Annotated in this window: 23 protein-coding genes and 1 pseudogene; 4 read left to right on the top strand and 20 right to left on the bottom strand. The window is 39.5% G+C overall.

Annotation, left to right across the window (positions count from 1 at the left end):
- Nucleotides 1-217: 217 nt before the first annotated feature.
- The 4 genes from AXE83_RS04335 to rnc all read right to left on the bottom strand — a co-directional run bounded on the left by AXE83_RS04335 (nt 218) and on the right by rnc (nt 5945).
- The gene (locus AXE83_RS04335; protein WP_060955577.1) at nt 218-796 is read right to left on the bottom strand and encodes an HD domain-containing protein; all 579 of its coding nucleotides are present in this window, start codon (nt 794-796) and stop codon (nt 218-220) included.
- Nucleotides 797-968: 172 nt separating this feature from the next.
- Nucleotides 969-1628, bottom strand: coding sequence for a trimeric intracellular cation channel family protein (locus AXE83_RS04330; protein ID WP_049530871.1), 660 nt, complete (start codon nt 1626-1628; stop codon nt 969-971).
- An 88-nt stretch (nt 1629-1716) separates the two neighbouring features.
- On the bottom strand, nt 1717-5256 hold the full coding sequence (gene smc, locus AXE83_RS04325) for a chromosome segregation protein SMC (protein WP_060955576.1): 3540 nt from the start codon (nt 5254-5256) through the stop codon (nt 1717-1719).
- Nucleotides 5247-5945 (bottom strand): ribonuclease III, encoded by a 699-nt coding sequence (gene rnc, locus AXE83_RS04320; protein ID WP_060955575.1) that lies wholly within the window; start codon nt 5943-5945, stop codon nt 5247-5249. The genes smc and rnc overlap by 10 nt, the downstream gene beginning before the upstream one ends.
- Before the next feature lie 153 nt (nt 5946-6098).
- Between rnc and AXE83_RS04315 the strand changes: the two genes are divergently transcribed.
- Genes AXE83_RS04315 through ffh form a run of 3 tightly spaced genes read left to right on the top strand, consistent with a single transcriptional unit; the run spans nt 6099 to nt 8232 of the window.
- On the top strand, nt 6099-6431 hold the full coding sequence (locus tag AXE83_RS04315; RefSeq protein WP_000402065.1) for a putative DNA-binding protein: 333 nt from the start codon (nt 6099-6101) through the stop codon (nt 6429-6431).
- 2 nt (nt 6432-6433) lie between these two features.
- Nucleotides 6434-6649, top strand: a complete 216-nt coding sequence (locus AXE83_RS11410) for a hypothetical protein (protein WP_060955574.1) — start codon at nt 6434-6436, stop codon at nt 6647-6649.
- A 17-nt stretch (nt 6650-6666) separates the two neighbouring features.
- Nucleotides 6667-8232, top strand: coding sequence for a signal recognition particle protein (gene ffh / locus AXE83_RS04305; RefSeq protein WP_060955573.1), 1566 nt, complete (start codon nt 6667-6669; stop codon nt 8230-8232).
- Nucleotides 8233-8295: 63 nt separating this feature from the next.
- Here the strand turns inward: ffh and AXE83_RS04300 are convergent, their stop codons facing one another.
- The 7 genes from AXE83_RS04300 to AXE83_RS04270 all read right to left on the bottom strand — a co-directional run bounded on the left by AXE83_RS04300 (nt 8296) and on the right by AXE83_RS04270 (nt 14756).
- A complete protein-coding gene (locus tag AXE83_RS04300) occupies nt 8296-9552 on the bottom strand; it encodes an ISL3 family transposase (RefSeq protein WP_060955506.1) in 1257 nt (418 codons plus the stop codon).
- A 126-nt stretch (nt 9553-9678) separates the two neighbouring features.
- Nucleotides 9679-10569 carry an RluA family pseudouridine synthase gene (locus AXE83_RS04295; RefSeq protein WP_060955572.1) on the bottom strand — a complete coding sequence of 297 codons (891 nt, stop codon included), beginning with the start codon at nt 10567-10569 and terminating at the stop codon, nt 9679-9681.
- On the bottom strand, nt 10559-11020 hold the full coding sequence (gene lspA, locus AXE83_RS04290) for a signal peptidase II (protein ID WP_060955571.1): 462 nt from the start codon (nt 11018-11020) through the stop codon (nt 10559-10561). The genes AXE83_RS04295 and lspA overlap by 11 nt, the downstream gene beginning before the upstream one ends.
- Entirely contained in the window at nt 11017-11925 is a 909-nt protein-coding gene (locus AXE83_RS04285) for a LysR family transcriptional regulator (protein ID WP_049526940.1), read from the bottom strand. Before AXE83_RS04285 ends, lspA begins: the two co-directional genes overlap by 4 nt.
- 150 nt (nt 11926-12075) lie before the next feature.
- Nucleotides 12076-12681, bottom strand: coding sequence for a superoxide dismutase SodA (gene sodA / locus AXE83_RS04280; protein ID WP_049526942.1), 606 nt, complete (start codon nt 12679-12681; stop codon nt 12076-12078).
- A gap of 69 nt (nt 12682-12750) precedes the next feature.
- Nucleotides 12751-13788, bottom strand: a complete 1038-nt coding sequence (holA, locus tag AXE83_RS04275; protein WP_060955570.1) for a DNA polymerase III subunit delta — start codon at nt 13786-13788, stop codon at nt 12751-12753.
- A 32-nt stretch (nt 13789-13820) separates the two neighbouring features.
- Nucleotides 13821-14756, bottom strand: coding sequence for a dihydroorotate oxidase (locus tag AXE83_RS04270; RefSeq protein WP_060955569.1), 936 nt, complete (start codon nt 14754-14756; stop codon nt 13821-13823).
- Nucleotides 14757-14985: 229 nt separating this feature from the next.
- On the opposite strand from AXE83_RS04270, the gene gdhA reads away from it, so the two are divergent.
- Nucleotides 14986-16332, top strand: a complete 1347-nt coding sequence (gene gdhA / locus AXE83_RS04265) for an NADP-specific glutamate dehydrogenase (RefSeq protein ID WP_060955568.1) — start codon at nt 14986-14988, stop codon at nt 16330-16332.
- Nucleotides 16333-16571: 239 nt separating this feature from the next.
- Here gdhA and AXE83_RS04260 read toward each other — a convergent pair.
- The 9 genes and pseudogenes from AXE83_RS04260 to AXE83_RS04220 all read right to left on the bottom strand — a co-directional run.
- A pseudogene (locus AXE83_RS04260) lies at nt 16572-17114 on the bottom strand (C39 family peptidase); the annotation flags it as partial.
- A 19-nt stretch (nt 17115-17133) separates the two neighbouring features.
- Entirely contained in the window at nt 17134-17454 is a 321-nt protein-coding gene (locus tag AXE83_RS04255; RefSeq protein ID WP_060955567.1) for a hypothetical protein, read from the bottom strand.
- Nucleotides 17455-17883: 429 nt separating this feature from the next.
- Nucleotides 17884-20502, bottom strand: a complete 2619-nt coding sequence (gene alaS / locus AXE83_RS04250; RefSeq protein WP_060955566.1) for an alanine--tRNA ligase — start codon at nt 20500-20502, stop codon at nt 17884-17886.
- 16 nt (nt 20503-20518) lie between these two features.
- The gene (locus AXE83_RS04245; RefSeq protein WP_060955565.1) at nt 20519-21004 is read right to left on the bottom strand and encodes an LURP-one-related/scramblase family protein; all 486 of its coding nucleotides are present in this window, start codon (nt 21002-21004) and stop codon (nt 20519-20521) included.
- 273 nt (nt 21005-21277) lie between these two features.
- Nucleotides 21278-21529: a hypothetical protein gene (locus AXE83_RS04240; protein ID WP_060955564.1), complete on the bottom strand. Its 252-nt coding sequence runs from the start codon at nt 21527-21529 to the stop codon at nt 21278-21280.
- A 151-nt stretch (nt 21530-21680) separates the two neighbouring features.
- Nucleotides 21681-22751, bottom strand: a complete 1071-nt coding sequence (locus AXE83_RS04235; protein WP_060955563.1) for an ABC transporter substrate-binding protein — start codon at nt 22749-22751, stop codon at nt 21681-21683.
- Nucleotides 22748-23521: an ABC transporter permease gene (locus AXE83_RS04230; protein WP_045763347.1), complete on the bottom strand. Its 774-nt coding sequence runs from the start codon at nt 23519-23521 to the stop codon at nt 22748-22750. Before AXE83_RS04230 ends, AXE83_RS04235 begins: the two co-directional genes overlap by 4 nt.
- Nucleotides 23518-24324 carry an ABC transporter permease gene (locus tag AXE83_RS04225; RefSeq protein WP_060955562.1) on the bottom strand — a complete coding sequence of 269 codons (807 nt, stop codon included), beginning with the start codon at nt 24322-24324 and terminating at the stop codon, nt 23518-23520. The genes AXE83_RS04230 and AXE83_RS04225 overlap by 4 nt, the downstream gene beginning before the upstream one ends.
- Entirely contained in the window at nt 24305-25462 is a 1158-nt protein-coding gene (locus AXE83_RS04220) for an ABC transporter ATP-binding protein (protein WP_060955561.1), read from the bottom strand. The genes AXE83_RS04225 and AXE83_RS04220 overlap by 20 nt, the downstream gene beginning before the upstream one ends.
- Nucleotides 25463-25542 lie beyond the last annotated feature (80 nt).

Below are 25542 nucleotides of genomic sequence, written 5' to 3'. Positions count from 1 at the left end.
ACGGTATAATCAAGGCTATCTAATAAAAATCATCTACTCTAACAACTTTTTCCTTATATCTATAGATAGCTAAAAAGCCTTGGAATAAGCTGTTTCCAAGGCTTTCTTTGTATTTTACTGTATCAATTTCCTTATTCCGATTTCAGTTGTGACAAGTTTAATCATATATATTTCCATTCTCCGGTTAAAATTCTATCTTCTATTGGGCTAACTGTTATTAAAAATATAAGCCCTTTTCCACACTTTCCTGAATCAAGTCTTCCGTCAATTTCCATAATTCTTCCGATTCACTTTTTATGAACTTTTTCTTTTCTAATACCATTTCTGCACTGATATTATCAGGATTATAATTGAATTCTGACACTTCTAAGTGATTTATCAGTGGTACCAAGGCGTCGATCACTCTTGCATATCTTGCTTCAGCACTCTGCCCTTTTTCAAATTCCAACCACAAATTTTTCATATTCAAATATTTCTCTTCTGGAAGGAGGCTCATTGTTTTTTCTATAGATGCTAGTTCTTTATCATGAGAATGAAGCTTTTTTTCATCATCAAAAACCCAAGTATCTCCGGCATAAATCTCACCTAAATCATGAATCAATAACATAGGAATCACTTTTTCCATATCCAATTTTTTAGGATAATAATCTTGAAGAACCATCGCAGCTATGGCACCCTGCCAGGAATGCTCGGCACTATTTTCAAATCTGCCATCAAGAGTTCTATTAAATCTTGTCACTGACTTTAATTTCTCTATTTCTTTAATAAAATCAACTGAATGTTTCAAATTACTCATTGCTATTCCTACCTTATTCTAAATTACAAATATAATAGCAAAAATTAATCTTTACATCATTAATTTCCCGTATTTGCAAAAAAATAACGCCTAATCCACATGAGATTAGACGCTGATAAAATGACTATTTTAAACTTATTTACGGGTTTAGAATCAAACTTTCAGCCATTCATCAATTCAAGGTTCTCTTATCCATATTTGGCAAAGAGAGTCGGAATTTAATGATGCAGAGTCGAATCACAAAACCAACAATAGAAACAATGATAAAGACAGTGATTCTTGGAAAGTGAAGGACAAAGGCCAACCAATAATAAATAACTCCAATTACGAAAGATAGAAGGGCATAAATATCTTCTTTTAGAACACTTGGTACTTCATTGATCAGGAGGTCTCGGATAATACCTCCACCAGCACCAGTTAAGCAGGCTAAAAGACCTGCAGACATCAAATTTAGCTTACTATCCACTAAGGCTGTCGCTCCAATCAAGGAAAAGATAATCAGCCCAATGGAGTCAAAGATGAGGTAAGCTTCTCTCAGCCACTTATAGAACTTTTTTTCATGACTAGCATTGGCCTGTTTTGAAGTTACAAAGACATACATGATAACCGCTACAAGGATAGAGACATAAATCGGGCTGGGATCAGCAAGAGAGGAAGGAAAACGACTGATAATAGAATCTCTCAAAATCCCTCCGCCTACTGCCGTTACAATTGCCAATAAACTAATTCCAAAAATATCTAATCGTTTACCAAATCCTTTGATAGCACCTGAAGCAGCAAAGGCTATAGTCCCAATATAATTACAGATCATTAGGAATAGATCGAAATCCATATAAGCTCCTCAATTTATTTTTGTAACCCTCCGACTTCTTGAAGGTCATTCTAAATACTTTAGCTTGAAATGTTGTATCGAAAACAAACTAAGCATCCATATTCTCTAAGTCTTTTAGTTTAACAGACACAATCTTAGAGACACCAGATTCTTGCATGGTCACCCCATAGATAGAGTCTGCGGCCGCCATGGTACCCTTACGGTGGGTAACGACGATAAACTGGCTATCCTTGTCAAATCGGTTGAGATAATCTCCAAAGCGTTTAACGTTAGCTTCATCGAGTGCAGCCTCTACTTCATCCAAAATAACAAATGGAATGGTCTTGACACGAATGATTGAGAAAAGCAAAGCAAGAGCTGACAAGGCCTTCTCTCCACCACTCATGAGGTTGAGAGATTGGATTTTCTTACCTGGCGGTTGAACAGAGATTTCAACACCTGCTGTCAATAAATCTCCCTCGGTCAAGATTAGATCCGCTTGACCACCACCAAACATCTGCTTGAAGGTCACCTTAAAGGACTCACGAATAGCTTCGAATGTTGACTTAAAGCGTTCTTTCACTTCATCATTCATCTCTGTAATGGTTTCAAGAAGTAAGTTTTTAGCAGAAAGAATATCATCTCGCTGACTATTTAAGAATTCCAAGCGTTCGTGAACTTCGTCAAACTGTTCAATGGCATCCAAATTGACTGGACCAAGTGAACGAATGGATTTTTCCAAATCCTTGACCTTTTGTTCAGCGACAGCCAAGTCTTCCAATTGGTTGGCTTGTTCTAATGCTTCAGTATAACTAATCTGGTATTCTTCAGTCAGTTGACCTTGAAGATAGCGAAGGCGGTCCGTAATCTTCTCTTTAGTTGCCTCTGCACGTGTTTGCTTACGAATCCATTCTTCATTTTTCTGACGAGCTTGATCCAAATGACTGGCAATATCATCCAACTGACCTTCAATATCATCTAGTTCAAACTGCTTACGAATGAGCCCTTGTTGAATTTCTTCCTTCTGACTCTTGGCTTCTGCTTCCTGCTTGGCCAAAAGTTCTGTATCAACTTTTTCAAGATTGTCTACCTTTTCTTGGAGAAGACGTTCGATTTCATCTTGCTCGATATTGAGGTTCTCAAGTTCCTTGTTAATCCGTTCAATATCTGCAACTTCGTAACGTTTTCGCCCTATCATTTCTGTTTTGAGCAGACGTTCTTGGGAAAGTTTATCCTGCAAGTTTTGATAACGTTCCTGGATAGCATTTTTATTGGACTTGATTTCTTCAATTTCTGATTCTAGCTTTTGCTTTTCAGTTGCAATGATTGAAAGACGTTCTTGGCATTTTTCTTTTTCAGCTTGCCAATCTCCATCTCTGAGATTGTTTAATTCTTTTTCCTGAAGTTCTAGAAGTGTTTCGAGTTCTTCGACTTGCTGGCAAGTTTGTTGATAAGCAAGATATAAGCCCTGCTCCTCTATACGAGCTTGCTCTCCTTGAGACTTAATAGTCTCCAAAGTTTGACTGAGGGCTGTCAAGCCTTCTTGAACAGATTTCAGATTTTCTTCCTCTTGACGAAGAAGTTTTTCTTCTTGAGCAATCTCTTTTTGCAACTGTTCTAATTCAGGCTTGATGAAAATACTGTTATTCTGACGATTAGCACCACCAGCATAAGAACCACCTGTTCGCAATTCTGTACCATCGAGAGTTACCATACGAACCTGATAACGTACCTTACGAGCTGCATCACGCGCATGCTCTACCGTATCAAAGATTGCTGTTGTAGCTAGCAAGTTTTTAAATATTGCTTCATGTTTGGCATCAAAGGTAACCAGTTCATCTGCCATACCAAGAAAACCTGGACTTGAGGCAATCACATCTTGGTTCTGACCAGAAATGCTACGAGCCTTAATCGTTGTCAAAGGTAGGAAGGTAGCGCGACCAGCTCGGTTTCTCTTAAGAAAATCGATGGCCTTTGTTGCTGCCTGTTCATCTTCAACGATAATGTGTTGGCTACTTGCACCAAGAGCAATTTCAAGTGCTGTCTGATAACGAACATCAAAGGTTAAATGTTCACTAACAGCTCCAACAATACCTCCTAGGCGATTTTTCTCTTGTAAAACACTCTTAACACCAGCATAGAAATTACTATGGTTTTTAAGAATGTTTTCCAAACTTTGCGCCTTGGCCTGCTTGTTTTTCAGACTATCCAAGCGGTCAAATAGTTGATTTTGCTGGCTTTGATAAGCCTGCTTTTGTGCTTCTTCTTCTTTGGCACTGGTTTGATAGTCAGCGAGTAAGTTCTGTACTTCTTCTTTAGCAGACTTTAGGGCAAGCTCTTGGTCAGCAGCCTTAGACTTGGCAGTAGCCAATTGTTCCTTCAAGGATACTAATTGTTCTTCCTGCTTTTGAGTCTGTTGGCGACTATTTTCAAGGTCATTTTCAATACGTGTCAGCTGGTTAGACACATCAGCTTCTTCTTGTAAAAAGGCAACGAAACGTTCACGCAATTGCTCAATCATTTGGTCTGGATCATCAGAAAAAGCTAACAACTCAGCTTCTAAACGATTGACTTCCTTAGTATTGACAGCTAGATTTTCTTCTAACTGACTGAGATTTGTTTCTTTTTCTTCCTTCTCTTGAATGAGAACATTTCTCTTTTCGTCCAAACTAGCCAAACGAGCCTGTGCCTCTTGTTGATTAAGAGCAACCTGCTCAGTCTCAAGTTTAGACAAGGCCAACTTACGTTCCAAATCACTGATTAAACTTGTCAAATCCATCAAACTAGTTTGATCTTTAGCCATCTCTGCTTGTAAATCTTGTCTCTGCTTCTTGAGAGTTTGATTTTCAAGCTCTAGTGACTGGCGTTTTTGATAATAGCTGGTCAAAAGTTCCTGAACTTGGTTTAATTCCACTTCTGTTAGATCCAAGTCAGCCTTATTGGCTTGAATTTGTGCGACCAAAACATCCAAGTAGATGGCTTTACGTTGTCCGTCTAGTTCTATAAATTTACGGGCTGTTGCTGCTTGCTTTTCTAATGGTTTGATTTGATTATCCAACTCATAGATGATGTCTTCCAAGCGATCTAAATTGTCTTGAGTTTGTTGCAGTTTACTTTCAGTTTCTTTGCGACGGGTTTTATATTTTAAAACTCCGGCAGCTTCTTCAAAAATAGCGCGACGTTCTTCAGGCTTAGAGTTAAAGATTTCTTCGACCTTCCCTTGGGAAATGATGGAGAAGGAATCACGTCCAAGTCCAGTATCTAAGAAGAGGTCATGAATATCACGAAGACGAACTTTTTTGCCGTCAATCTTGTACTCACTATCTCCGCTCCGATAGATATGGCGCTCCACCTTGATTTCCTGTCCTGCATCCTTGATAAAGCCATCTTGATTATCCAGAGTAACAGTAACAGATGCATAATTTAAAGGTTTCCGACTTTCTGTTCCTGCAAAGATGACATCTGGCATCTTACCACCACGCAGACTCTTGACACTGGATTCTCCAAGTGCCCAACGGAGGCTTTCAGTAATATTTGATTTCCCAGAGCCATTTGGTCCTACAACCGCCGTCACCCCTTGGTCAAAAACAACCTTGGTCTTGTCAGCAAAGGACTTAAACCCTTGGATCTCAATTTCCTTTAAATACATGAATCCAGCCCTTTCTCAACTGCATTTTTAGCGGCTTCCTGCTCGGCCAATTTTTTAGAGCGTCCTTTACCTGAACCTAGACTTTGCCCCTCAACAAGGACTTCAACTTCAAACATCTTATCATGGGCTGGCCCAATCTCTGAAATCACTTGATAACGAATATCAACATCACCATTAACTTGGAGCAATTCTTGAAGGTGAGTCTTATAATCCTTGATCATCTCAAAATCGCCAGCTTCAACCTTTGGAATCATGACTTGGTAGATAAAGGTTTTAACAGTTTTTATATCCTTATCTAAAAGCAGGGCACCCAAAAAGGCTTCAAAGGCGTCGCCCAAGATCGTATCTCGGTTACGGCCTCCCGATTTTTCCTCACCCTTACCAAGCTTGATAAACTGGTCAAACTGACAATCACGGGCAAAACCAGCCAAACTCTCCTCACGGACAATCATAGCTCGTAGTTTTGACAGGTCCCCTTCTGGTTTTTTAGGGTATTTTTTAAACAGATATTCTGAAATCAATAATTGCAGAACAGCGTCTCCTAAAAATTCCAAGCGTTCATTGTGTGAAATTTTTAAGAGGCGGTGCTCATTGGCATAACTGGTATGGGTAAAAGCTGTTTCAAGTAAGCTTTTATCTGCAAAAACAAGCTCAAAACGGTCTTGTAACACTGATTCTAATTCTTTCATGATTACCTCTTTCTAAATCATTATAATCCTATCCATTATATCAAAAAAAGCCTTCATAGTCAGAAAAGAACAGTGAAAAGCTTATTTTCTAACTTCTAGCTAAAATCAGCCCCCAGCTAGCGGATTGGGCTTTTTTTTGGTATAATAAATCTTATGGAAATTGAAAAAACCAATCGAATGAATGCTCTGTTTGAATTTTATGCAGCCCTTTTGACTGATAAGCAGATGAACTATATCGAACTCTACTATGCAGACGACTATAGTTTGGCTGAAATCGCTGAAGAATTCGGCGTTAGTCGCCAGGCTGTTTATGACAATATCAAACGTACAGAAAAGATACTGGAAGATTATGAAATGAAGCTCCATATGTACTCTGACTACATTGTTCGCAGTCAGATTTTTGATCAGATTTTGGAGCGTTATCCAGAGGATACTTTTCTGCAAGAGCAAATTGAGATTTTGACCAGTATTGATAATAGGGAGTAATCATGGAAAATCTTGTCGTCTATAAAGGGATACCCTGTAAATTATTAGCTGCAGAGGAACCATTTCCTAGTCGACTACAGATTACCTCGCCCAATGATATCTCTAAAGCTATGCAAATAGGTTTTAGCTGTTGGGGATATCCAAATGAAATCATGAAAGAAGTCACACCCGAAGAACTAGAGTGTTTGCAACATTTCGGACGATTTCCACTGAATTGAAAAAATAGGAGAAAAATATGGCATTTGAAAATTTAACAGAACGTTTGCAGAACGTTTTTAAAAACCTACGTAAAAAAGGAAAAATCACAGAGAGTAATATCCAAGAAGCAACCAAGGAAATCCGTCTGGCTCTTTTAGAAGCCGACGTTGCTCTTCCTGTAGTCAAGGACTTTATCAAAAAGGTTCGCGAACGTGCGATTGGGCATGAGGTTATTGACACCCTCAATCCAGCCCAACAAATCATCAAGATTGTCAATGAAGAATTGACGGAAGTTCTTGGTTCAGACACTGCTGAGATTGTCAAGTCACCAAAAATCCCAACCATTATCATGATGGTCGGTTTGCAGGGGGCTGGTAAAACAACTTTTGCAGGTAAACTTGCTAACAAACTTAAAAGGGAAGAGGATGCTCGTCCTTTGATGATTGCGGCCGATATCTATCGTCCTGCTGCTATTGACCAGTTGAAAACACTTGGACAACAGATTGATGTTCCCGTATTTGCTCTTGGTACTGAAGTTCCTGCAGTTGAGATTGTTCGCCAAGGTTTGGAGCAAGCGAAAGCTAACCATAACGACTATGTCTTGATCGATACGGCCGGTCGTTTGCAAATTGATGAACTTCTCATGAATGAGCTCCGTGATGTTAAAGCACTTGCTCAACCAAATGAGATTCTCTTGGTCATCGATGCCATGATTGGTCAGGAAGCTGCAAACGTTGCGCGTGAATTCAACGCTCAGTTAGAAGTTACTGGTGTCATCCTTACAAAGATTGATGGTGATACTCGTGGTGGTGCTGCCCTTTCTGTTCGTCACATCACTGGAAAACCAATCAAGTTCACTGGTACTGGTGAAAAGATTACCGACATTGAAACCTTCCACCCTGATCGTATGGCTAGCCGTATTCTCGGTATGGGGGATATGCTGACTCTGATTGAGAAAGCTTCCCAAGAATACGATGAGCAAAAAGCCATTGAAATGGCTGAAAAGATGCGAGAAAACACCTTTGATTTCAACGATTTCATCGATCAGTTGGATCAGGTGCAAAATATGGGACCAATGGAAGATTTGCTCAAGATGATTCCAGGTATGGCCAACAATCCTGCCCTTCAAAATATGAAGGTGGATGAAAAACAAATTGCTCGTAAACGTGCCATCGTCTCTTCTATGACTCCTGAAGAACGTGAAAACCCAGACTTGCTTACTCCAAGTCGCCGTCGTCGTATCGCTGCCGGTTCTGGTAATACCTTTATCGAAGTCAACAAGTTCATCAAGGACTTCAACCAAGCTAAACAACTCATGCAAGGTGTCATGTCTGGTGACATGAACAAGATGATGAAACAGATGGGCATCAACCCTAACAATCTTCCTAAAAATATGCCTGGGGGTATGGATATGTCAGCCCTTGAAGGTATGATGGGACAAGGTGGTATGCCTGACTTGTCAGCTCTTGGTGGAGCAGGAATGCCAGATATGAGCCAGATGTTCGGTGGAGGTCTCAAGGGCAAAATCGGGGAATTTGCCATGAAGCAATCCATGAAACGCATGGCCAATAAAATGAAAAAAGCTAAGAAAAAACGCAAATAAAAGGGACTCGCTTGAGTTCTTTTTTTAGTGGCTCTTTGTCAACTGTAGTGGGTTGAATAAAAGCTAACATCTGGAGAGGACAATCGTTGTCCTCTCCATTTTTATATTCAGAGCGATGAAAATTCGTTTCTTAAAGTTGTTAAAGTTCCTAAAACCAAAAGCATTTCGTTTGATGAGTTTAATGAGATTATTAGTCGCTTCCAATTTAGCGTTGGAATAGGGCAATTGAAGGGCGTTGACAATTTTCTCTTTGTCCTTGAGAAATGTCTTAAAGACAGTCTGAAAAAGAGGATGAACCTTTTTTAGATTGTCTTCAATAAGTCCGAAAAATTTCTCGAGCTCTTTATTCTGAAAGTGAAAAAGCAAGAGCTGATAGAGATTATAGTGGTGTTTCAACTCTTCGGAATAGCTCAAAAGCTTGTCTAGAATCTCTTTATTAGTTAAGTGCATGCGAAAAGTAGGGCGATAAAAACGTTTATCACTCAGTTTACGGCTATCTTGTTGGATGAGTTTCCAATAGCGCTTGATAGCCTTGTATTCATGAGATTTTCGCTCAAATTGATTCATGATTTGGACACGAACCCGACTTATAGCTCGGCTAAGATGTTGAACAATGTGAAAACGATCTAGAACGATTTTAGCACATGGAAAAAGCTGTTTAGCCAAGTTATAGTACGGACTAAACATATCCATAGTAATGATTTTCACTCGACATCGGATCGCTCTATCGTAGCGAAGAAAGTGATTGCGGATGATAGCTTGTGTTCTTCCCTCAAGAACAGTAATGATATTGAGCTGATCAAAATCTTGTGCGATAAAACTCATCTTTCCCTTGGTAAAAGAATACTCGTCCCAAGACATAATCTCTGGAAGACGAGAAAAATCATGCTTAAAGTGAAAGTTATTGAGTTTACGAATGACAGTTGAAGTTGAAATGGATAGCTGATGTGCAATATCAGTCATAGAAGTCTTTTCAATCAACTTTTGAGCAATCTTTTGGTTGATAATACGAGGAATTTGATGATTCTTCTTAACGATAGAGGTTTCAGCGACTATCATTTTCGAGCAATGATAGCACTTGAAACGGCGTTTTCTAAGGAGGATTCTAGTAGGCATACCAGTCGTTTCGAGGTAAGGAATTTTCGACGGTTTTTGAAAATCATATTTCTTCATTTGACATCCGCACTCAGGGCAAGACGGGGCGTCATAGTCCAGTTTAGCGACAATTTCCTTGTGTGTATCCATATTGATGATATCTAGAATCTTGATATTTGTGTCTTTGATATCAAGCAGTTTTGTGATAAAATGTAATTGTTCCATATGATTCTTTCTAATGAGTTGTTTAGTCGCTTTTCATTATAGATCTTATGGGACTTTTTTTCTACACAAAATAGGCTCCATAATATCTATAGGGGATTTACCCACTACAAATATTATAGAGCCTTTTTAGTTATTTCGAAGTTTTTCCAGAGTCTCTTTAAAGATATCTGGGATTTCGGAAGTAAATTCCATGGTTTTCCCTGTTCTTGGATGGGTAAATCCAAGAGTCTTTGCATGAAGAAATTGTCCATGCCCCTTCAGAGTTTTACGAGGACCATAAACCTCATCCCCAGCGACAGGATGACCGATGTAAGCCATGTGTACACGGATTTGGTGAGTTCTTCCAGTTTCCAGTTGCAATTCCAGCAAGGTATAATCACCAAAGCGCTCCAAGACTTGGAAACGTGTCACTGCTGGTTTACCTTTGGCAGTCACAGCTTGTTTCTTGCGGTCTTTTTCGCTACGTCCGATTGGTGCCTCAATGACTCCACGGTCATTTGGGAGATTGCCATGAACGATGGCCCAATACTTACGAAGAGACTTCTTGTCCTTCAATTCCTGAGCTAGTGCTAAGTGGGCTTCATCGTTTTTAGCAATCATCAAGAGACCTGAAGTATCCTTATCAATACGATGGACAATCCCTGGACGCAACACACCGTTGATTCCAGAGAGATCTTTGATATGATACATAAGGGCGTTAACCAAGGTACCAGTGGTATGACCAGCACTTGGATGAACAACCATTCCTTGAGGTTTATTGACTACTGCTACATCCTCATCTTGATAAATGATTTCTAGAGGAATATCTTCAGCTACATACTCCAAAACTTCTGGTTCTGGCACCTGATAAGTAACGACATCGCCCTCTTGGACCGTATACTTTGCTTTTTTGACCTGACCATTGACCAAGACTTGGCCTGACTTGATTTGTTCATTGGCGAGACTTCGCGACAGTTCTGTTAAATCTGACAAAGCCTTATCTAAGCGTAGTCCACCTGTTTCAATTTTAATTTCCATTCATTTCCTCTTTTAGCATTGCAAGCAATAACACAACGACTCCTACTGTCAGATAACTATCAGCCACATTGAAAATCGCAAAATTGATAAAGTCTAAGTGAAACATATCCACAACGAATCCTTGACTGATGCGATCGATAAAGTTTCCCAGACCACCTGCAATAATCAAAACCAATCCAAAGACTGTCCAGAAGGAATCCTCTATATGCTTATGCAAATACCAGATAGCTCCTACCATGACCACTAAGGTAATCACTGCAAAAAACCACTGTTGATTTTGAAGTATAGAAAAGGCTGCACCCCTATTTTGCAGATAGGTTAAACTAACTAGATTTGGGATCCATGACTTGATTTCACCAAGAGCAATATTTTGAACGACGTACGCCTTTACAAATTGATCTAAGACAATCAAGGCTGCTATAATCCCTGCAATTATTCCTCTTTTTTTCATGCTTTCCTCTTCTGATCAAAATACTCTTGCATAACCTCTACAAATAAAGTCCCTGCTTGGCTCAAGTCTACTTCCTCACGTTTTACATAAACCATGCGATTATTGAGATTATCATTTAATGGAATAACGGTAATCCCGTTCACACTGTCGCTATCTAAGAATCCAGAACCAGTCGCATAAGCATTTGTTCTTTCAAGAATCCCATTTAAGGTAGCGCGGTCAGTTACATTAAACATTTGAGAGCTAGCACTGGTATCCACAAAGTTCTCTGAGTAATAAAGATACTCATCCTTTTCCTGTGTAAATCGAACTGTTGGTAAATCTGCCAAATCCTCCATAACTAACTCTTTTTTCTTGGCTAACGGATGTCCTTCACGCAGATAGATATGGGTTTGGAAAGGAATCAACTCAATCACTTCAAGTCCTAACTTTTCAACCCGTTGCATAATTCCCTTTTGGTTTTGATTATTGAGATAAATAATCCCAATCTCACTATGTCCTTGAGCTACTTCATCCAAAATCTGAACAGTTGTTGATTCAAAAATACGGAAATTCTTATAGTCAGGATATTGTTGCGAAAAAGCTGTAATGGTTGGTGGCAAGAAATCATAGTGCTGGCTGGCTATTGAAAACTCATCTTTCTCCTCTTCAGGATTGGCATACTGGTTCTGGAAAACATCAAATCCTTTGACCAACTCTTGTGCCTTTTCATAAAATTCCATACCGCGACGAGTAAGGAAAGTTCCAGAACTGGTTCTGCGAAAAATCTTAAAGCCAAGCTCTTTTTCCAGGTCTCTTACAGAAATAGATAGACTGGGTTGGCTAACGTACATTTTCTCAGCCGCTTCACGAAAAGTACCACTATTAGCAATAGCTACAACGTAGCGTAATTGTTGAATATTCATGATTTCTCCTTCGATTTCTATCTTATCATTATACCATAAATCAAGCCTATCTAACAAAGGAAAATCATGAGTCACAGATATCTTCGCAAAGCAAACAAAAAACACCTTTCAGATTAGACTAAGGTCTAAGCAAAGGTGTTAGGTTCAATATTATTTCGCTACTGCGTAGAGTTCGTCTACTTTATTCCAGTTGATAACTGAGAAGAAAGCTTTGATATAGTCAGGACGCACGTTACGGTATTTCACGTAGTAAGCATGCTCCCAAACATCCAAGCCCAAGATTGGTTTTTTACCTTCTGAGATTGGTGTGTCTTGGTTTGCTGTTGAAGTCACTTCAAGTTTACCTTCTTTGTTAACAACCAACCAAGCCCATCCAGAACCAAAACGAGTTGTTGCTGCTGCAGTGAAGGCTGCTTGGAATTCTTCGAATGAACCGAAAGTTTCATCGATTGCTGCTGCAAGTTCTGCTGAAGGAGCTGTTTTTTCAGGAGTCATCAATTCCCAGAAAAGAGCGTGGTTCAAGTGTCCACCACCATTGTTGATAAGCGCTTGACGGATATCAGCTGGGATAGATTCTACGTCAGCAAGCAAAGCTTCAAGGTCTTCACCGATTTCAGGGTGTTTTTCAAGAGCTGCATTTACATTGTTAACGTAAGTTTGGTGGTGTTTGTCATGGTGCAAGTGCATTGTTTCAGCATCGATGTATGGTTCTAATGCATCGTAAGCGTATGGAAGATCTGGTAAGATAATAGCCATCTGTAATACCTCTTTTTCTTTCTATATAATGATGATAACGCAATCATCCTATTTTTTCAAGTTATTTGCTCAATTTGACTGGCTGGCAATCTGTAATAGAGCCTTCTCAAACAGGTAGCCTTTCTCATAAACTCCTGTCTTAATTTGGTAATCAGCTTGGATGAGATAACGAATAGAATTCTGGAGAAAATCAAGGGATAGTCTTCGAGAATCACGAAGGGCAAATTTGATTTGGTAGGGATTCGGATTGCGACCAAGATAGTGACCCAAACTGCTGACCATCTGGGACTCTGTCTGACCAGATTCTTGCAAAATTTTCACTTGTGTATAGAGTCTGAACTGCCCCAACATAATGGCAATCAGTTTAATCTCATCTTCTCCCTGCAAAGTCAAATCTTTCACTAAATCACGTGCCTGATCAATCTTCTTAGTCAATATTAATTGGGTCAAATCAAAAATATTATCCTGCAAAGTCTTTGGTATAGCTTCAACAATGTCTTCTTCGGTAATCCAGTCATCATCCTTATAAGACTGTAAGAAGAGTAGATTTTTCTGAATTTCACTGAATTGAAAACTAGATTTAATAAGCAACTGTTCGAAGGATTTTCCATCAAAGGTCAGTCCTTGTTCCTGAGACCACTTTTGAAAATAAGCTCGCATCTCTTGCTCTTTTGGTTCAAGGGCTTCAAAAATCTTGGCATCCCTCTTGAGTAATTTGACTAGACGTCTCTTACTATCCAGCTTCCCTTCCGCAAAAATGACTAATTTACTCGTCGGAGATGGATTTTCCAAATATTCTTCAAAAGCCTTAAGCTCGTCATCAGATAGATAGCGTTTTTTAGCTGTTGTTATATCGAGAAAATGATCTAAAATAACAATCTTTTCATCCGCAAAGAAAGGAAGACTGACCAGCTCTAGTTCCAAGCTTTTGTAGTCTACTTCTTTCATATCAAAATAAGCAAAGTTCAAATCAGCAGAATCGTAGCCGATTTGTTTTAGCACCTGAGTTTTCATGACTTCATACTGTCCTTGATCAGCGCCTGTAAACAAGGTCAAACTAGGTAAGTTTGATAAAGATAGCTTTTGGCTTTCTTCTATTGCTAGCATCATTTCTCCTTTCTTTTTAGTTTCGCTTTTATTTAATCAATATAATTCAATTTACCACGGAAATCTTCAAGGCTTTCATAACCTTTTTCCGTCATAATTTCTTTGAGTTCGTTTGTAATGCGATCAAAAGCACCTACACCTTCTTTGTGCAGGGTAGTTCCTACCTGCACCATGCTGGCACCACATAGGATATGTTCAAAGGCATCACGTCCTGTTAATACTCCACCTGTTCCAATGATTTGAATTTCTGGATTCAAGCGTTGATAAAAAGCATGGACATTAGCAAGAGCTGTTGGTTTGATGTATTCTCCACCAATCCCACCAAAGCCATTCTTAGGACGAATCACGACTGACTCGTCTTCTATATAAAGACCATTTCCAATAGAGTTGACACAATTGACAAACTTGAGCGGATATTTGTTAAAGATCGCTGCAGCCTGGTCAAAATGCACAATATCAAAATAAGGTGGAAGCTTAATTCCTAATGGTTTTGTAAAATATTCAAAGACTTCTGACAAGATACGGTCTGTAGTTTCAAAGTCATAGGCAATCTGAGGTTTACCAGGAACATTTGGACATGAGAGATTGAGTTCAGTTAGACCTCGAAAATCACTTTCTTGAACCTTTTTCAAAATGGTATGAGTTTCCCCTGGAGACATTCCAACTAATGATAAAAAGAAGGTACGATTTGCTTCCTTTTCTTGTAACTTTAAAAGATAGTTTAAGTAATAATCTAAACCATTATTTGGTAGACCCATAGAGTTGATTGAACCGAGTGGAACATCTTGATAACGTGGTTCAGGATTTCCCTGACGAAATTCCAAGGTTGCTGTTTTAGTGACAAAGGTTCCTGCTGCTGAGTTTTTGACACCTTCCAACTCCTCAACTGTCATACAAGCAACTCCTGCCGCATTCATCAAGCAATTGTCAAACTCAAAACCAGCAATCTGTGTTTTAGTTGATACCATGATTCTGTTCCTCCAGATTCCTTTTTATGTCTATTATTATACCATACTTTGACTTTTGCTTTTCAATAAAACCATTTCCATAGAAAAGGTTCGTTTTTTAGCATGTTTTGAATCAGTCATTTTAAATTGAAAGAATTTTTAGAAAATTTATGTTTTTTTCTTTACACTGAAAAAATTTTCTGCTATAATGTCTCATGTAATAAAATATGACAACAAAAAGGAGAACGATATGACATCTGCTAAAGAATATATCCAAAGCGTGTTTGAAACTGTAAAAGCTCGTAACGGGCACGAGGCTGAATTTCTCCAGGCGGTTGAAGAATTCTTCAGCACTTTGGAGCCTGTCTTTGAAAAACACCCTGAGTATATTGAAGAAAATATCTTGGCACGTATCACAGAACCTGAGCGCGTGATTTCTTTCCGTGTTCCTTGGGTTGACCGTGATGGAAAAGTTCAAGTTAACCGTGGTTACCGTGTTCAATTTAACTCAGCTGTTGGACCATATAAAGGCGGACTTCGTTTCCACCCAACTGTAAACCAAGGGATCTTGAAATTCCTCGGATTCGAACAAATCTTTAAAAACGTTTTGACTGGACTGCCAATCGGTGGTGGTAAAGGTGGATCAGACTTCGATCCTAAAGGCAAAACTGATGCTGAAGTGATGCGCTTCTGCCAAAGCTTCATGACTGAATTGCAAAAATACATCGGACCATCTCTTGATGTACCTGCTGGTGATATCGGTGTTGGTGGACGTGAGATTGGTTACCTTTACGGACAATACAAGCGCCTCAACCAATTTGATGCTGGTGTCTTGACTGGTAAACCTCTTGGATTTGGTGGTAGCTTGATCCGTCCAGAAGCAACTGGTTACGGTTTGGTTTACTACACTGAAGAAATGCTTAAAGCTAACGACAACAGCTTTGCTGGTAAGAAAGTTGTGATTTCAGGTTCTGGTAACGTAGCTCAATACGCGCTTCAAAAAGCAACTGAACTTGGTGCAACTGTTATCTCTGTATCTGACTCAAATGGTTATGTCATTGATGAAAATGGTATCGACTTTGACCTTCTTACAGATGTTAAAGAAAAACGTCGTGCTCGTTTGACTGAGTACGCTGCAGAAAAAGCAACTGCTACTTACTACGAAGGTTCTGTATGGACTTACACTGGAAACTACGATATCGCTCTTCCATGTGCGACTCAAAACGAGATCAACGGTGAAGCTGCGAAACGCTTGGTTGCTCAAGGAGTTATCTGTGTATCTGAAGGTGCTAACATGCCTAGCGACCTTGAAGCTATCAAAGTCTACAAGGAAAATGGAATCCTATATGGACCTGCCAAAGCTGCCAATGCTGGTGGGGTAGCTGTATCAGCTCTTGAAATGAGCCAAAACAGCCTTCGCCTTTCATGGACACGTGAAGAAGTTGACGGTCGTTTGAAAGACATCATGACTAACATCTTCAACACAGCTAAGACAACTGCAGAAACTTACGGTCTTGGTACTGACTACCTTGCAGGTGCAAACATTGCAGCCTTTGAAAATGTAGCAAACGCTATGATTGCTCAAGGTATTGTTTAAGATAAAATATGCTGAATCCTCAATCACGTTGATTGGGGATTTTTGTGTTGATTTAAAAAGTAGACTAGGTAAAAACTCAATTTGAATATGAAATTGAGTAAATCTTTCCATTATAAAACGCATATTATCAAGATTTTTGAACACCTGATAATATGCGTTTTTCTTATTTTAAAGACTTTTTGTGTAATCTCCTTATCATTAAAAAGGCATAGATCTAGCACTATAGCACTATCTAACTTTCACCATGCATAGTTAGGTTCAACACATGATAGCATGGCTTCAAATAATTCTTCTGGAGTTACTTTCTTTAGGCCACCATAAATTGGATCCTGTTTAGTATAAGATGGATCGATATAGTATAGATAAGCAATATCAGAACCATCTTCAGACAATTGGTAACCAATACCGATAACATTATGTTCACCGTAACTAGCTGGATAAATCTTTGCACAGTCGAATGTATAGTACATTGGATATCCGTCTGCTATATTTTGTTTCAAACGTTTTTTAAAAAGATGCATTTGTTTAGAGTTTACATCAGATGTTGTTACGGTTTCTAATCGATAGCCAGTTTGACTATCTTGTGGTGTAACATAACCAAATAAATGGTAATTTAAAATCTGAATAGCATTTACATTATGAGTTCCAAATGTCTCATCCGTTTGCATTTCTTTTGCCAATAACTGTTGAGAAACTGTAATACCTTGACTAGAAAGTATCATACTTACAGTTGTAGGAGCACACATATTCCAGGAATGTTGAACTTGTGGGGATACATTGAGTAGGATTTTCTCTCCTACATTAGACTGGTTTATCAATTGTTTTTTGTGTACTTGGTGTATTTACTTTGGGAGCGGGCTCTTCATCTGGATTACTTTGTTCAATATCTTCTATTTTTTGGGAAGATTCTTCTTGTGGCTTTTGGATAATTGTAGACTCATCGTCAAAATTTTTCCTTAAACTACTCTCTGTTGTTTTTTCTATTGTTTTAGAGCTTTTAGCGTCCTCCTTTATCTTATCATCTTTGTATCCTGGATTTTCTTTGCGTAGCAAGAGCAAAGCAATACAAGTTAAAATTATAGAGAATAAAACTATAATACTCCAAATTATCTTACTGTTCATAAGCTACGTCTTCCTTTCTAATTTTTAAATTCAAAATTCTTTTTCTTGAATTCTCTTTAGAAAAACTCTAACTTTAGCAACATTTTTGTTTCCTTTCCTCACCCTTTTAAATAATAAATACGAAACAGGAAAAGATACACATATGCAGAAAAAAGCTACTTCCCTTGCCAAGTTTACTACTAATTTTATAATGTAATCGTTTACATCTTGATTGTACTATTTTTCTTTTCTAAAATCAATTCATTTAAGTTCACCCTACAGATTTTAAAGGAGTTGATAATCATAAGCTACTTATTAAATTAAATCCCCCTTCAACATTTTCATGAGTTTCAAGAGTCTTCTAACACACTATATTTGCAGATCACTCTACAATAAAACTACACTTTAAGTAACAAAAAGACCTATCCGAGTGGATAGATCTTTATTTTTTTACAATTTACCTGCTACGGCATCCAATAATTCTTGAATTTTTGCTTGGTTGCTTCCTCCTGCCATGGCCATGTCTGGTTTACCACCACCACGTCCATCGACGATTGGAGCCAATTCTTTGATGACATTACCTGCGTGCACATCTTTTGTCTTGCTGGCTACAAGGACATTGACTTTGTCACCGATTGCTGCGACAAGAACAAGCACATCAGAATAGTCTTTTTGCTTCCAGTTATCCGCAAAGGTACGAAGGGCACCTGCATCTGATACAGAAACTTGACTAGCAATGTAACGGTGTCTGTTTGCTTCTTGAACATTCTTGAAGACATCCCCAGCTGCCGCTGCTGCTGCTTTTTCCTTCAATTCTGCATTTTCTTTTTGCAATTGACGGAGTTGTTCTTGAAGTCCTTCAACCTTGTGAGGTACTTCTTTGAGTTGAGGAGCTTTCAAGGTTGCTGCGACTGCTTTCAGTGCATCTTCTTGTTCACGATAAGCTTCGAAGGCTTCCTTCCCAGTCACTGCCAAGATACGACGAGTTCCTGATCCGATCCCTTCTTCCTTAACAATCTTGAAGAGACCGATTTCAGAAGTGTTACCTACGTGAGTACCACCACAAAGTTCAACTGAGTAGTCACCAATCGTTACAACACGGACTTCTTTACCGTATTTCTCACCAAAGAGGGCCATAGCTCCCATTTCTTTAGCTGTGTCAATATCAGTCTCAACTGTTTCCACTGCGATGGCTTCCCAGATCTTCTCATTGACTTGTTGCTCAATAGCACGCAATTCTTCTGGAGTCACGGCTTGGAAGTGGGTGAAGTCAAAGCGGAGGAATTCTACTTCATTAAGTGAACCTGCTTGAGTTGCATGGTGGCCAAGGATATTGTGAAGGGCCGCATGGAGCAAGTGAGTTGCTGTGTGGTTCTTCATGACACGGTGACGACGATTGCTATCGATGGCCAAAGTGTATTCTTGGTTCAAAGCAAGAGGAGCAAGAACTTCAACAGTGTGCAATGCTTGTCCATTTGGTGCTTTTTGAACATCTGTCACAGTCGCTACTACGTTTCCTTGAGCATCCAAGATTTGACCGTGGTCCGCAACTTGTCCACCCATTTCAGCGTAGAATGGTGTTTCTGCAAAGATAAGTGAAGCAGTTCCTTCTGTTACAGCTTCTACTTCCGCATTGTCCGCTACGATAGCCACCAACTTAGAAGACAATTGACTAGCATTGTAGTTGAAGACACTCTCAACAGTAATGTTTTGAAGGGTTTCATTTTGCATACCCATAGATCCGCCTTTGACAGCAGACGCACGCGCACGTTCTTGTTGTTCCTTCATGGCTGCTTCAAATCCTTCACGGTCTACAGTCATTCCTGCTTCTTCAGCGATCTCTTCTGTCAACTCTACTGGGAATCCATATGTATCATAGAGTTTAAAGACATCTTGACCAGCAATGACAGATTGTCCTTTTTCTTTCAAGTCTGTTACGATGTCCTGGGCAAAGTGTTGACCTGAGTGAAGGGTACGAGCAAATGACTCTTCTTCGCTCTTAACGATTTTCTCAATAAAGTCACGTTTTTCAAGAACTTCTGGGTAGTAGCTTTCCATGATTTTTCCAACAGTTGGAACGAGTTTGTAAAGGAAAGGCTCATTGATACCCAATTTTTGACCATGCATAGAGGCACGGCGGAGAAGACGACGGAGGACATAACCACGACCTTCATTTCCAGGAAGGGCACCATCCCCAATGGCAAATGAAAGAGAACGGATGTGGTCAGCGATAACTTTAAAGCTCATGTTGTCGCCATCTTGGTCATAAACCTTACCAGACAATTTCTCCACTTCGCGAATGATCGGCATGAAGAGGTCTGTTTCAAAGTTTGTCTTAGCCCCTTGGATAACTGCCACCAAACGCTCCAAACCAGCGCCCGTATCAATGTTCTTGTGTGGTAATTCTTTGTACTCGCTACGAGGAACAGCTGGGTCAGCGTTAAATTGTGACAAAACGATGTTCCAGATTTCGATATAACGGTCATTTTCGATATCTTCTGCAAGAAGACGAAGACCGATGTTTTCTGGGTCAAAGGCTTCTCCACGGTCGAAGAAGATTTCTGTATCAGGGCCAGAAGGTCCCGCACCGATTTCCCAGAAGTTGTCTTCAATTGGGATCAAATGACTTGGATCCACTCCCACTTCAATCCAGCGGTTGTATGAATCTTTGTCATCTGGATAATAAGTCATGTAAAGTTTGTCTTTAGGGAAGTCAAACCACTCAGGACTTGTTAAAAGCTCATATGCCCATGTAATTGCTTCGTCACGGAAGTAATCCCCGATTGAGAAGTTTCCCAACATTTCAAACATAGTATGGTGACGAGCAGTCTTCCCTACGTTTTCGATATCGTTGGTACGGATAGCCTTTTGCGCATTGGTAATCCGTGGGTTTTCAGGGATAATAGTTCCATCAAAGTATTTTTTAAGAGTGGCAACCCCTGAGTTGATCCACAAAAGTGTTGGGTCGTTTACTGGAACCAAGCTAACGGATGGTTCTACTGAGTGGCCTTTTGTAGCCCAGAAATCAAGCCACATTTGGCGGACTTGTGCACTAGATAATTGTTTCATATGTATCTCCTTTTTACTAATTTGATTGGCTTTCTAGCATTTCCACATAGTCGATAGCGACACAGAGGGAAATGACTAGGTCTGCATAAGATTCGTCATAAACGGTTACGGTATAGGTAGAGGTTAAATGGAAAAGTTCCTTAGCAATCTCTGCAATTACTTGATCGCGGTCATCTAGCAATTTAAAATTCAAATCCCAGACATTTCCTTCGATACGAAGACCGAGATTGTCAAATTCATACTTATCTCTAAAGAACGTCAACTTCTTCCGAATATAAAAATGATCGCCGTTACTCAGTTGAATTTCAAAACGAGGTAGGAAAGTTAAGACTTCCTTACTAATCTCACTGACCTGTTCACCAGCAACATCATAGATGGTAAAGGTTTTAGGAATCTTAAAAAATGAACCTTCAACCTGATAGGCGACATTGCCCAACTCATCCTTGATATCAAAACGTTCACCACCTAGGCGAAATTTTTGTTTGACAAGAAATCTTCTCATTAGCACCTCCAAAAATAAAAGACAAATCCATATCACAAAGGGCGAAAAACCGCGGTACCACCTTCATTCAATGAACTTGTCATTCTTTCGTTCTTATGCAATTGTTAGATTGAGTAGCATGATTTTCTATCTTAGATGGCTCGCAGCACCGCCAATTCTCTGAACTAAGATGGAGAGAAAATCAATTCTCAACTTTCTTATTATATCGTTTTTTTAAGTCTGCGTCAACTGGAAATAATCCTCATTTAAATAACCAACTCCCTACATCCCTGATTACTTTTTCAGGATATATTTTTTCTTACTGCCATTTTTCTTTTTATCCCAACTTTTATTCCAAGTTTTCGAATTGCTATACATAAATACGAAAATATTTGCAAATATAAAGTAACCTATCACCAAATGTATGGAATCCGTTGTTAGATATTGCCGATCCAAGCCATCCTTTAAATGAAATAGTATAATTGTTTCGTTAACAATCAAAAAGGTTGGCCAATAACTTTTTTTGAAAAAAGTAGACATTTTCATGATTTGTTACCGCTTTCTATTATTATAAACTTAGTATACTACTAGGCTATAAAATAAGCAAATAGGATAGTAAAAATAAACAACTATACAAATTACTTTCTATTCAAAAAACGAACCAGCTGTTACTGATTCGTTCTTTTACGTTTATCTATTACTTCCGATACATCTTAAATTGTAGGAAGAGATCGCTGTAGATACCTGTCCATTTATGGTCAAATTTCTCATAGACCTCTAGGTGTTTCATAGTGTCTGCATCTGGATAGAAGGACTTGTCTTCTTTTGTCTCCTCTGGGAGCATTTCCTTAGCAGCATTGTTTGGTGTTGAATAGCCGACATACTCTGCATTTTTTAGAGCATTTTCAGGTTTTAACATAAAATTGATGAAGGCATAGGCTGCATCCTGGTTCTTGACAGTCTTAGGAATGACCATATTGTCAAACCAGAGGTTACTTGCTTCAGTTGGTACAACATATTTGAGGTTAGGATTCTTTTCCAACATCTGACTAGCTTCACCTGAGAAAGTCACACCAATAGCAGCATTGTTCTGAATCATATAACCCTTCATCTCATCCGCAACAATAGCCTTGATATTCGGTGTTAGCTTGTAAAGTTTATCTACTGTTTCCTCCAACTGCTGTGGATCTTTAGAGTTGAGGCTATAGCCTAGTGAGTTAAGACCTAAACCAAGTACTTCACGCGCTCCATCAAAGAGCATGATAGAGTTTTTATACTCTGGCTTCCAAAGGTCGTCCCAGTGTTCAGGCGCTTCTTCCACCATAGTCTCATTGTAGACGATTCCCAGGGTCCCCCAGAAGTATGGGATAGAGTACTGGTTGTTGGGATCAAAGGACTGGTTGAGAAATTCAGAACCGATATTCTCAATGCCCTCAATCTTACTATAATCCAGCGGTACCAAGAGGTCTTCGTCCTTCATCTTATTAATCATGTACTCACTTGGGATGGCAATATCATAGGTTGTCCCACCCTGCTTGATTTTTGTATACATGGCTTCGTTAGAGTCAAAGGTCTCGTACTGAACTTGGATTCCTGTTTCTTCTGTAAATTTCTCCAGAAGTTGAGGATCGATATAGTCTCCCCAGTTGTAGATAACCAATTTTTGACTATCGCGACTATTTATTTTGCTATCAAGATGATAGGAAATTCCCCATAAGATAAGGATAATGGCTAAAATTCCTGCTAAAAATGAATAGAGTCGTTTCATGCTTGCTCCTCCTTCTCACGTGAAATGAAGTAATATCCGACAACTAGGATAATACTAAAGAGAAAGACCAAGGCTGAAAGAGCATTAATTTCTAGAGAAATTCCCTTACGAGCTCGAGAGTAGATCTCAACTGACAAGGTTGAAAAACCATTTCCCGTTACAAAGAAGGTCACAGCAAAGTCATCTAGGGAATAGGTGAATGCCATGAAGTAACCTGCAATGATAGACGGCGTTAGGTAAGGAAGCATAATTTCCTTGAACATCTGGAACTGACTGGCTCCAAGGTCATAGGCTGCATGGATCATATCTCCATTCATCTCTTTTAATCGAGGAAGAACCATGAGCACTACAATTGGAATTGAAAAAGCCACGTGACTAGATAGAACTGTCAAAAATCCAAGTGAAAACTTGAGTTGGGTAAAGAGAATCAAGAAGCTAGCACCAATCATAACGTCTGGTGCAACCATCAAAATGTTATTGAGTGATAGGAAGGCTTCTTGATATTTTTTACGTGATTGGTAGATGTAGATAGCACCGAAAGTCCCAATAACAGTCGCAATCAGGGCTGATAGGAAGGCTAGTAAAAAGGTCTGAACCAAGATGAGCATGAGTCTTCCATCTCCAAACATGGTTTCAAAGTGAGACAAACTAAAGCCTGTAAAGCTATTCATATCATCCCCGGCATTGAAGGCATATCCGATCAGGTAAAAGATTGGCAGATAAAGGACGATAAAGACAAAGGCTAGGTAAAGATTCGATAATTTTTTCATCGTTCTCTCCTTTCCTTAGTCACCCACATAGTGATAAACATGGTCAGGATAAGAACAACACCAATAGTTGAACCCATACCATAGTTGTCATTGGTCAGGAAGTTCTGCTCGATGGCAGTCCCCAAAGTAATCACTCGGTTCCCCCCAATCAAACGGGTCAACATGAAGAGACTCAAACTTGGGATAAAGACAGATTGGACTCCACTTCGCACCCCGTTCATAGACAGAGGGAAGATGACATGACGGAAGGTTTCCCACTTGGTTGCACCAAGGTCATAGCTGGCATTGATGAGATTGTTATCCATATCATCCAAAACGTTGAAGATAGGCAAAATCATAAATGGAAGCTCGATGTAGCTTGCGACAAAGATAAAGGAGAAATCCGTAAAGAGCAACTGCTGAGAACCAATTCCGATAAATTCTAGGAATTGATTAATAGAGCCATTTTGACCAAAAATTCCGATAAAGGCATAAGCCTTAAGGAGAAGGTTGATCCAAGTTGGTAGGATAATCAGCATGAGCCAGAGTTGACGGTGTTTAAGACGAGTCAAAAAGAGGGCTGTTGGATAGCTAATCAAGAGTGTCACTAGAGTCACAAGCCCTGCATAGAGAACAGAGTTGAAACTCATTTTAAGATAGGTCAAGTTTTGTGACGCAAAATAGGATTTATAGTTTTCTAAACTGAACTGGCCTTCGATATTGAAAAAGGATTGACCAAAAATCAAGACCAAAGGTGCCAAAACAAAGAGTGCAATCCAAAGCATGTAGGGCACTACAAAGAGTTTAGAGGTTGTTTTCTTCATCTCTTTCCTCCTCGATAGCGTTAATCAAACCTGCTTCTTGCTCTTCGATTTCTACATATTCCTCGATACGAGCATCGAACTCTTCTTCTGTTTCATTGAGACGCATGATGTGGATATCTTCTGGCTCAAAGTCCAGACCGATTTCCTCACCAACGATGGCCTTACGAGTTGAGTGGATCATCCATTCATTACCAAGTTCATCATAAGCAATAATCTCATAGTGAACCCCACGGAAGAGCTGTGTATCGACTTTAACTTGAAGTTTTCCTTCTTCTGGAAGGGTAATACGCAAGTCCTCTGGACGAATGACGACTTCGACTGGCTCATTTGGCTTCATCCCACCATCGACCGCTTCAAATCGTTTGCCATTGAACTCGACCAAGTAGTCCTCAATCATAGTTCCAGGCAGGATATTTGATTCACCGATGAAGGTTGCAACAAAGTGGTTGATGGGCTCATCGTAGATGTCAACGGGTGATCCTGACTGAACAATTTCACCGTCATTCATAACGAAGATCCAGTCACTCATGGCCAAGGCTTCTTCCTGATCATGGGTAACAAAGACAAAGGTGATGCCCAAGCGTTGTTGCAGTTCACGTAGTTCGTACTGCATGTCTGTCCGCAACTTCAAGTCAAGTGCTGACAAAGGCTCATCCAAGAGCACCACACGAGGCTGATTAATGATAGCACGCGCAATAGCTACACGCTGACGTTGTCCTCCAGATAGTTTACGGATCGAACGTTTTTCAAATCCTTCTAGCTGAACCATCTTGAGAACTTCTAATACGCGTTTTTCGATTTCTTTTTTATCGACCTTACGCAATCGCAATGGAAAAGCAACATTTTCAAACACATTCATATGTGGGAACAAGGCATAAGACTGGAAGACCGTATGAACATCACGTTTATTGGTCGGGATGTCATTGATTCGCACGCCATCCAGTAAAATATCTCCAGTCGTTGCGTCTAGCAAACCTGCAATGATATTTAGGATGGTTGATTTACCAGATCCTGAGGCACCGAGAAGTGTATAGAACTTCCCTTCTTCCAACTCAAAATTAATATCTTTGAGAACCGTAGTGTTGCTATCTTCAAAAACTTTAGAAACGTTTTTGAATTCGATAATTGGTTTTTTCAATTGTCATAAATTCCTTCTTTTTCATAGATTAACAGATCAAGGCTCTGTCAGGCCGCCACTACCTCTTGCAGGGAGTTAGA

This window comes from Streptococcus sp. oral taxon 431 (genome assembly GCF_001553685.1).
Taxonomy (GTDB): Bacteria; Bacillota; Bacilli; order Lactobacillales; family Streptococcaceae; genus Streptococcus.
Note: the sequence above shows the minus strand (reverse complement) of the source record. Positions and strands in the feature narration are given on the sequence as shown.

What these genes read in the sequence shown, in the direction of transcription:
- AXE83_RS04300 (WP_060955506.1), bottom strand. Translation starts at nt 9,552, where the DNA reads ATGGAACAATTACATTTTATCACAAAACTGCTTGATATCAAAGACACA.
- gdhA (WP_060955568.1), top strand. Translation starts at nt 14,986, where the DNA reads ATGACATCTGCTAAAGAATATATCCAAAGCGTGTTTGAAACTGTAAAA.
- AXE83_RS04285 (WP_049526940.1), bottom strand. Translation starts at nt 11,925, where the DNA reads ATGAATATTCAACAATTACGCTACGTTGTAGCTATTGCTAATAGTGGT.
- AXE83_RS04230 (WP_045763347.1), bottom strand. Translation starts at nt 23,521, where the DNA reads ATGAAAAAATTATCGAATCTTTACCTAGCCTTTGTCTTTATCGTCCTT.
- AXE83_RS04295 (WP_060955572.1), bottom strand. Translation starts at nt 10,569, where the DNA reads ATGGAAATTAAAATTGAAACAGGTGGACTACGCTTAGATAAGGCTTTG.
- AXE83_RS04235 (WP_060955563.1), bottom strand. Translation starts at nt 22,751, where the DNA reads ATGAAACGACTCTATTCATTTTTAGCAGGAATTTTAGCCATTATCCTT.
- AXE83_RS11410 (WP_060955574.1), top strand. Translation starts at nt 6,434, where the DNA reads ATGGAAAATCTTGTCGTCTATAAAGGGATACCCTGTAAATTATTAGCT.
- AXE83_RS04225 (WP_060955562.1), bottom strand. Translation starts at nt 24,324, where the DNA reads ATGAAGAAAACAACCTCTAAACTCTTTGTAGTGCCCTACATGCTTTGG.
- rnc (WP_060955575.1), bottom strand. Translation starts at nt 5,945, where the DNA reads ATGAAAGAATTAGAATCAGTGTTACAAGACCGTTTTGAGCTTGTTTTT.
- alaS (WP_060955566.1), bottom strand. Translation starts at nt 20,502, where the DNA reads ATGAAACAATTATCTAGTGCACAAGTCCGCCAAATGTGGCTTGATTTC.
- holA (WP_060955570.1), bottom strand. Translation starts at nt 13,788, where the DNA reads ATGCTAGCAATAGAAGAAAGCCAAAAGCTATCTTTATCAAACTTACCT.
- AXE83_RS04270 (WP_060955569.1), bottom strand. Translation starts at nt 14,756, where the DNA reads ATGGTATCAACTAAAACACAGATTGCTGGTTTTGAGTTTGACAATTGC.
- sodA (WP_049526942.1), bottom strand. Translation starts at nt 12,681, where the DNA reads ATGGCTATTATCTTACCAGATCTTCCATACGCTTACGATGCATTAGAA.
- AXE83_RS04335 (WP_060955577.1), bottom strand. Translation starts at nt 796, where the DNA reads ATGAGTAATTTGAAACATTCAGTTGATTTTATTAAAGAAATAGAGAAA.
- lspA (WP_060955571.1), bottom strand. Translation starts at nt 11,020, where the DNA reads ATGAAAAAAAGAGGAATAATTGCAGGGATTATAGCAGCCTTGATTGTC.
- smc (WP_060955576.1), bottom strand. Translation starts at nt 5,256, where the DNA reads ATGTATTTAAAGGAAATTGAGATCCAAGGGTTTAAGTCCTTTGCTGAC.
- AXE83_RS04240 (WP_060955564.1), bottom strand. Translation starts at nt 21,529, where the DNA reads ATGAAAATGTCTACTTTTTTCAAAAAAAGTTATTGGCCAACCTTTTTG.
- AXE83_RS04315 (WP_000402065.1), top strand. Translation starts at nt 6,099, where the DNA reads ATGGAAATTGAAAAAACCAATCGAATGAATGCTCTGTTTGAATTTTAT.
- ffh (WP_060955573.1), top strand. Translation starts at nt 6,667, where the DNA reads ATGGCATTTGAAAATTTAACAGAACGTTTGCAGAACGTTTTTAAAAAC.
- AXE83_RS04255 (WP_060955567.1), bottom strand. Translation starts at nt 17,454, where the DNA reads ATGAACAGTAAGATAATTTGGAGTATTATAGTTTTATTCTCTATAATT.
- AXE83_RS04330 (WP_049530871.1), bottom strand. Translation starts at nt 1,628, where the DNA reads ATGGATTTCGATCTATTCCTAATGATCTGTAATTATATTGGGACTATA.
- AXE83_RS04245 (WP_060955565.1), bottom strand. Translation starts at nt 21,004, where the DNA reads ATGAGAAGATTTCTTGTCAAACAAAAATTTCGCCTAGGTGGTGAACGT.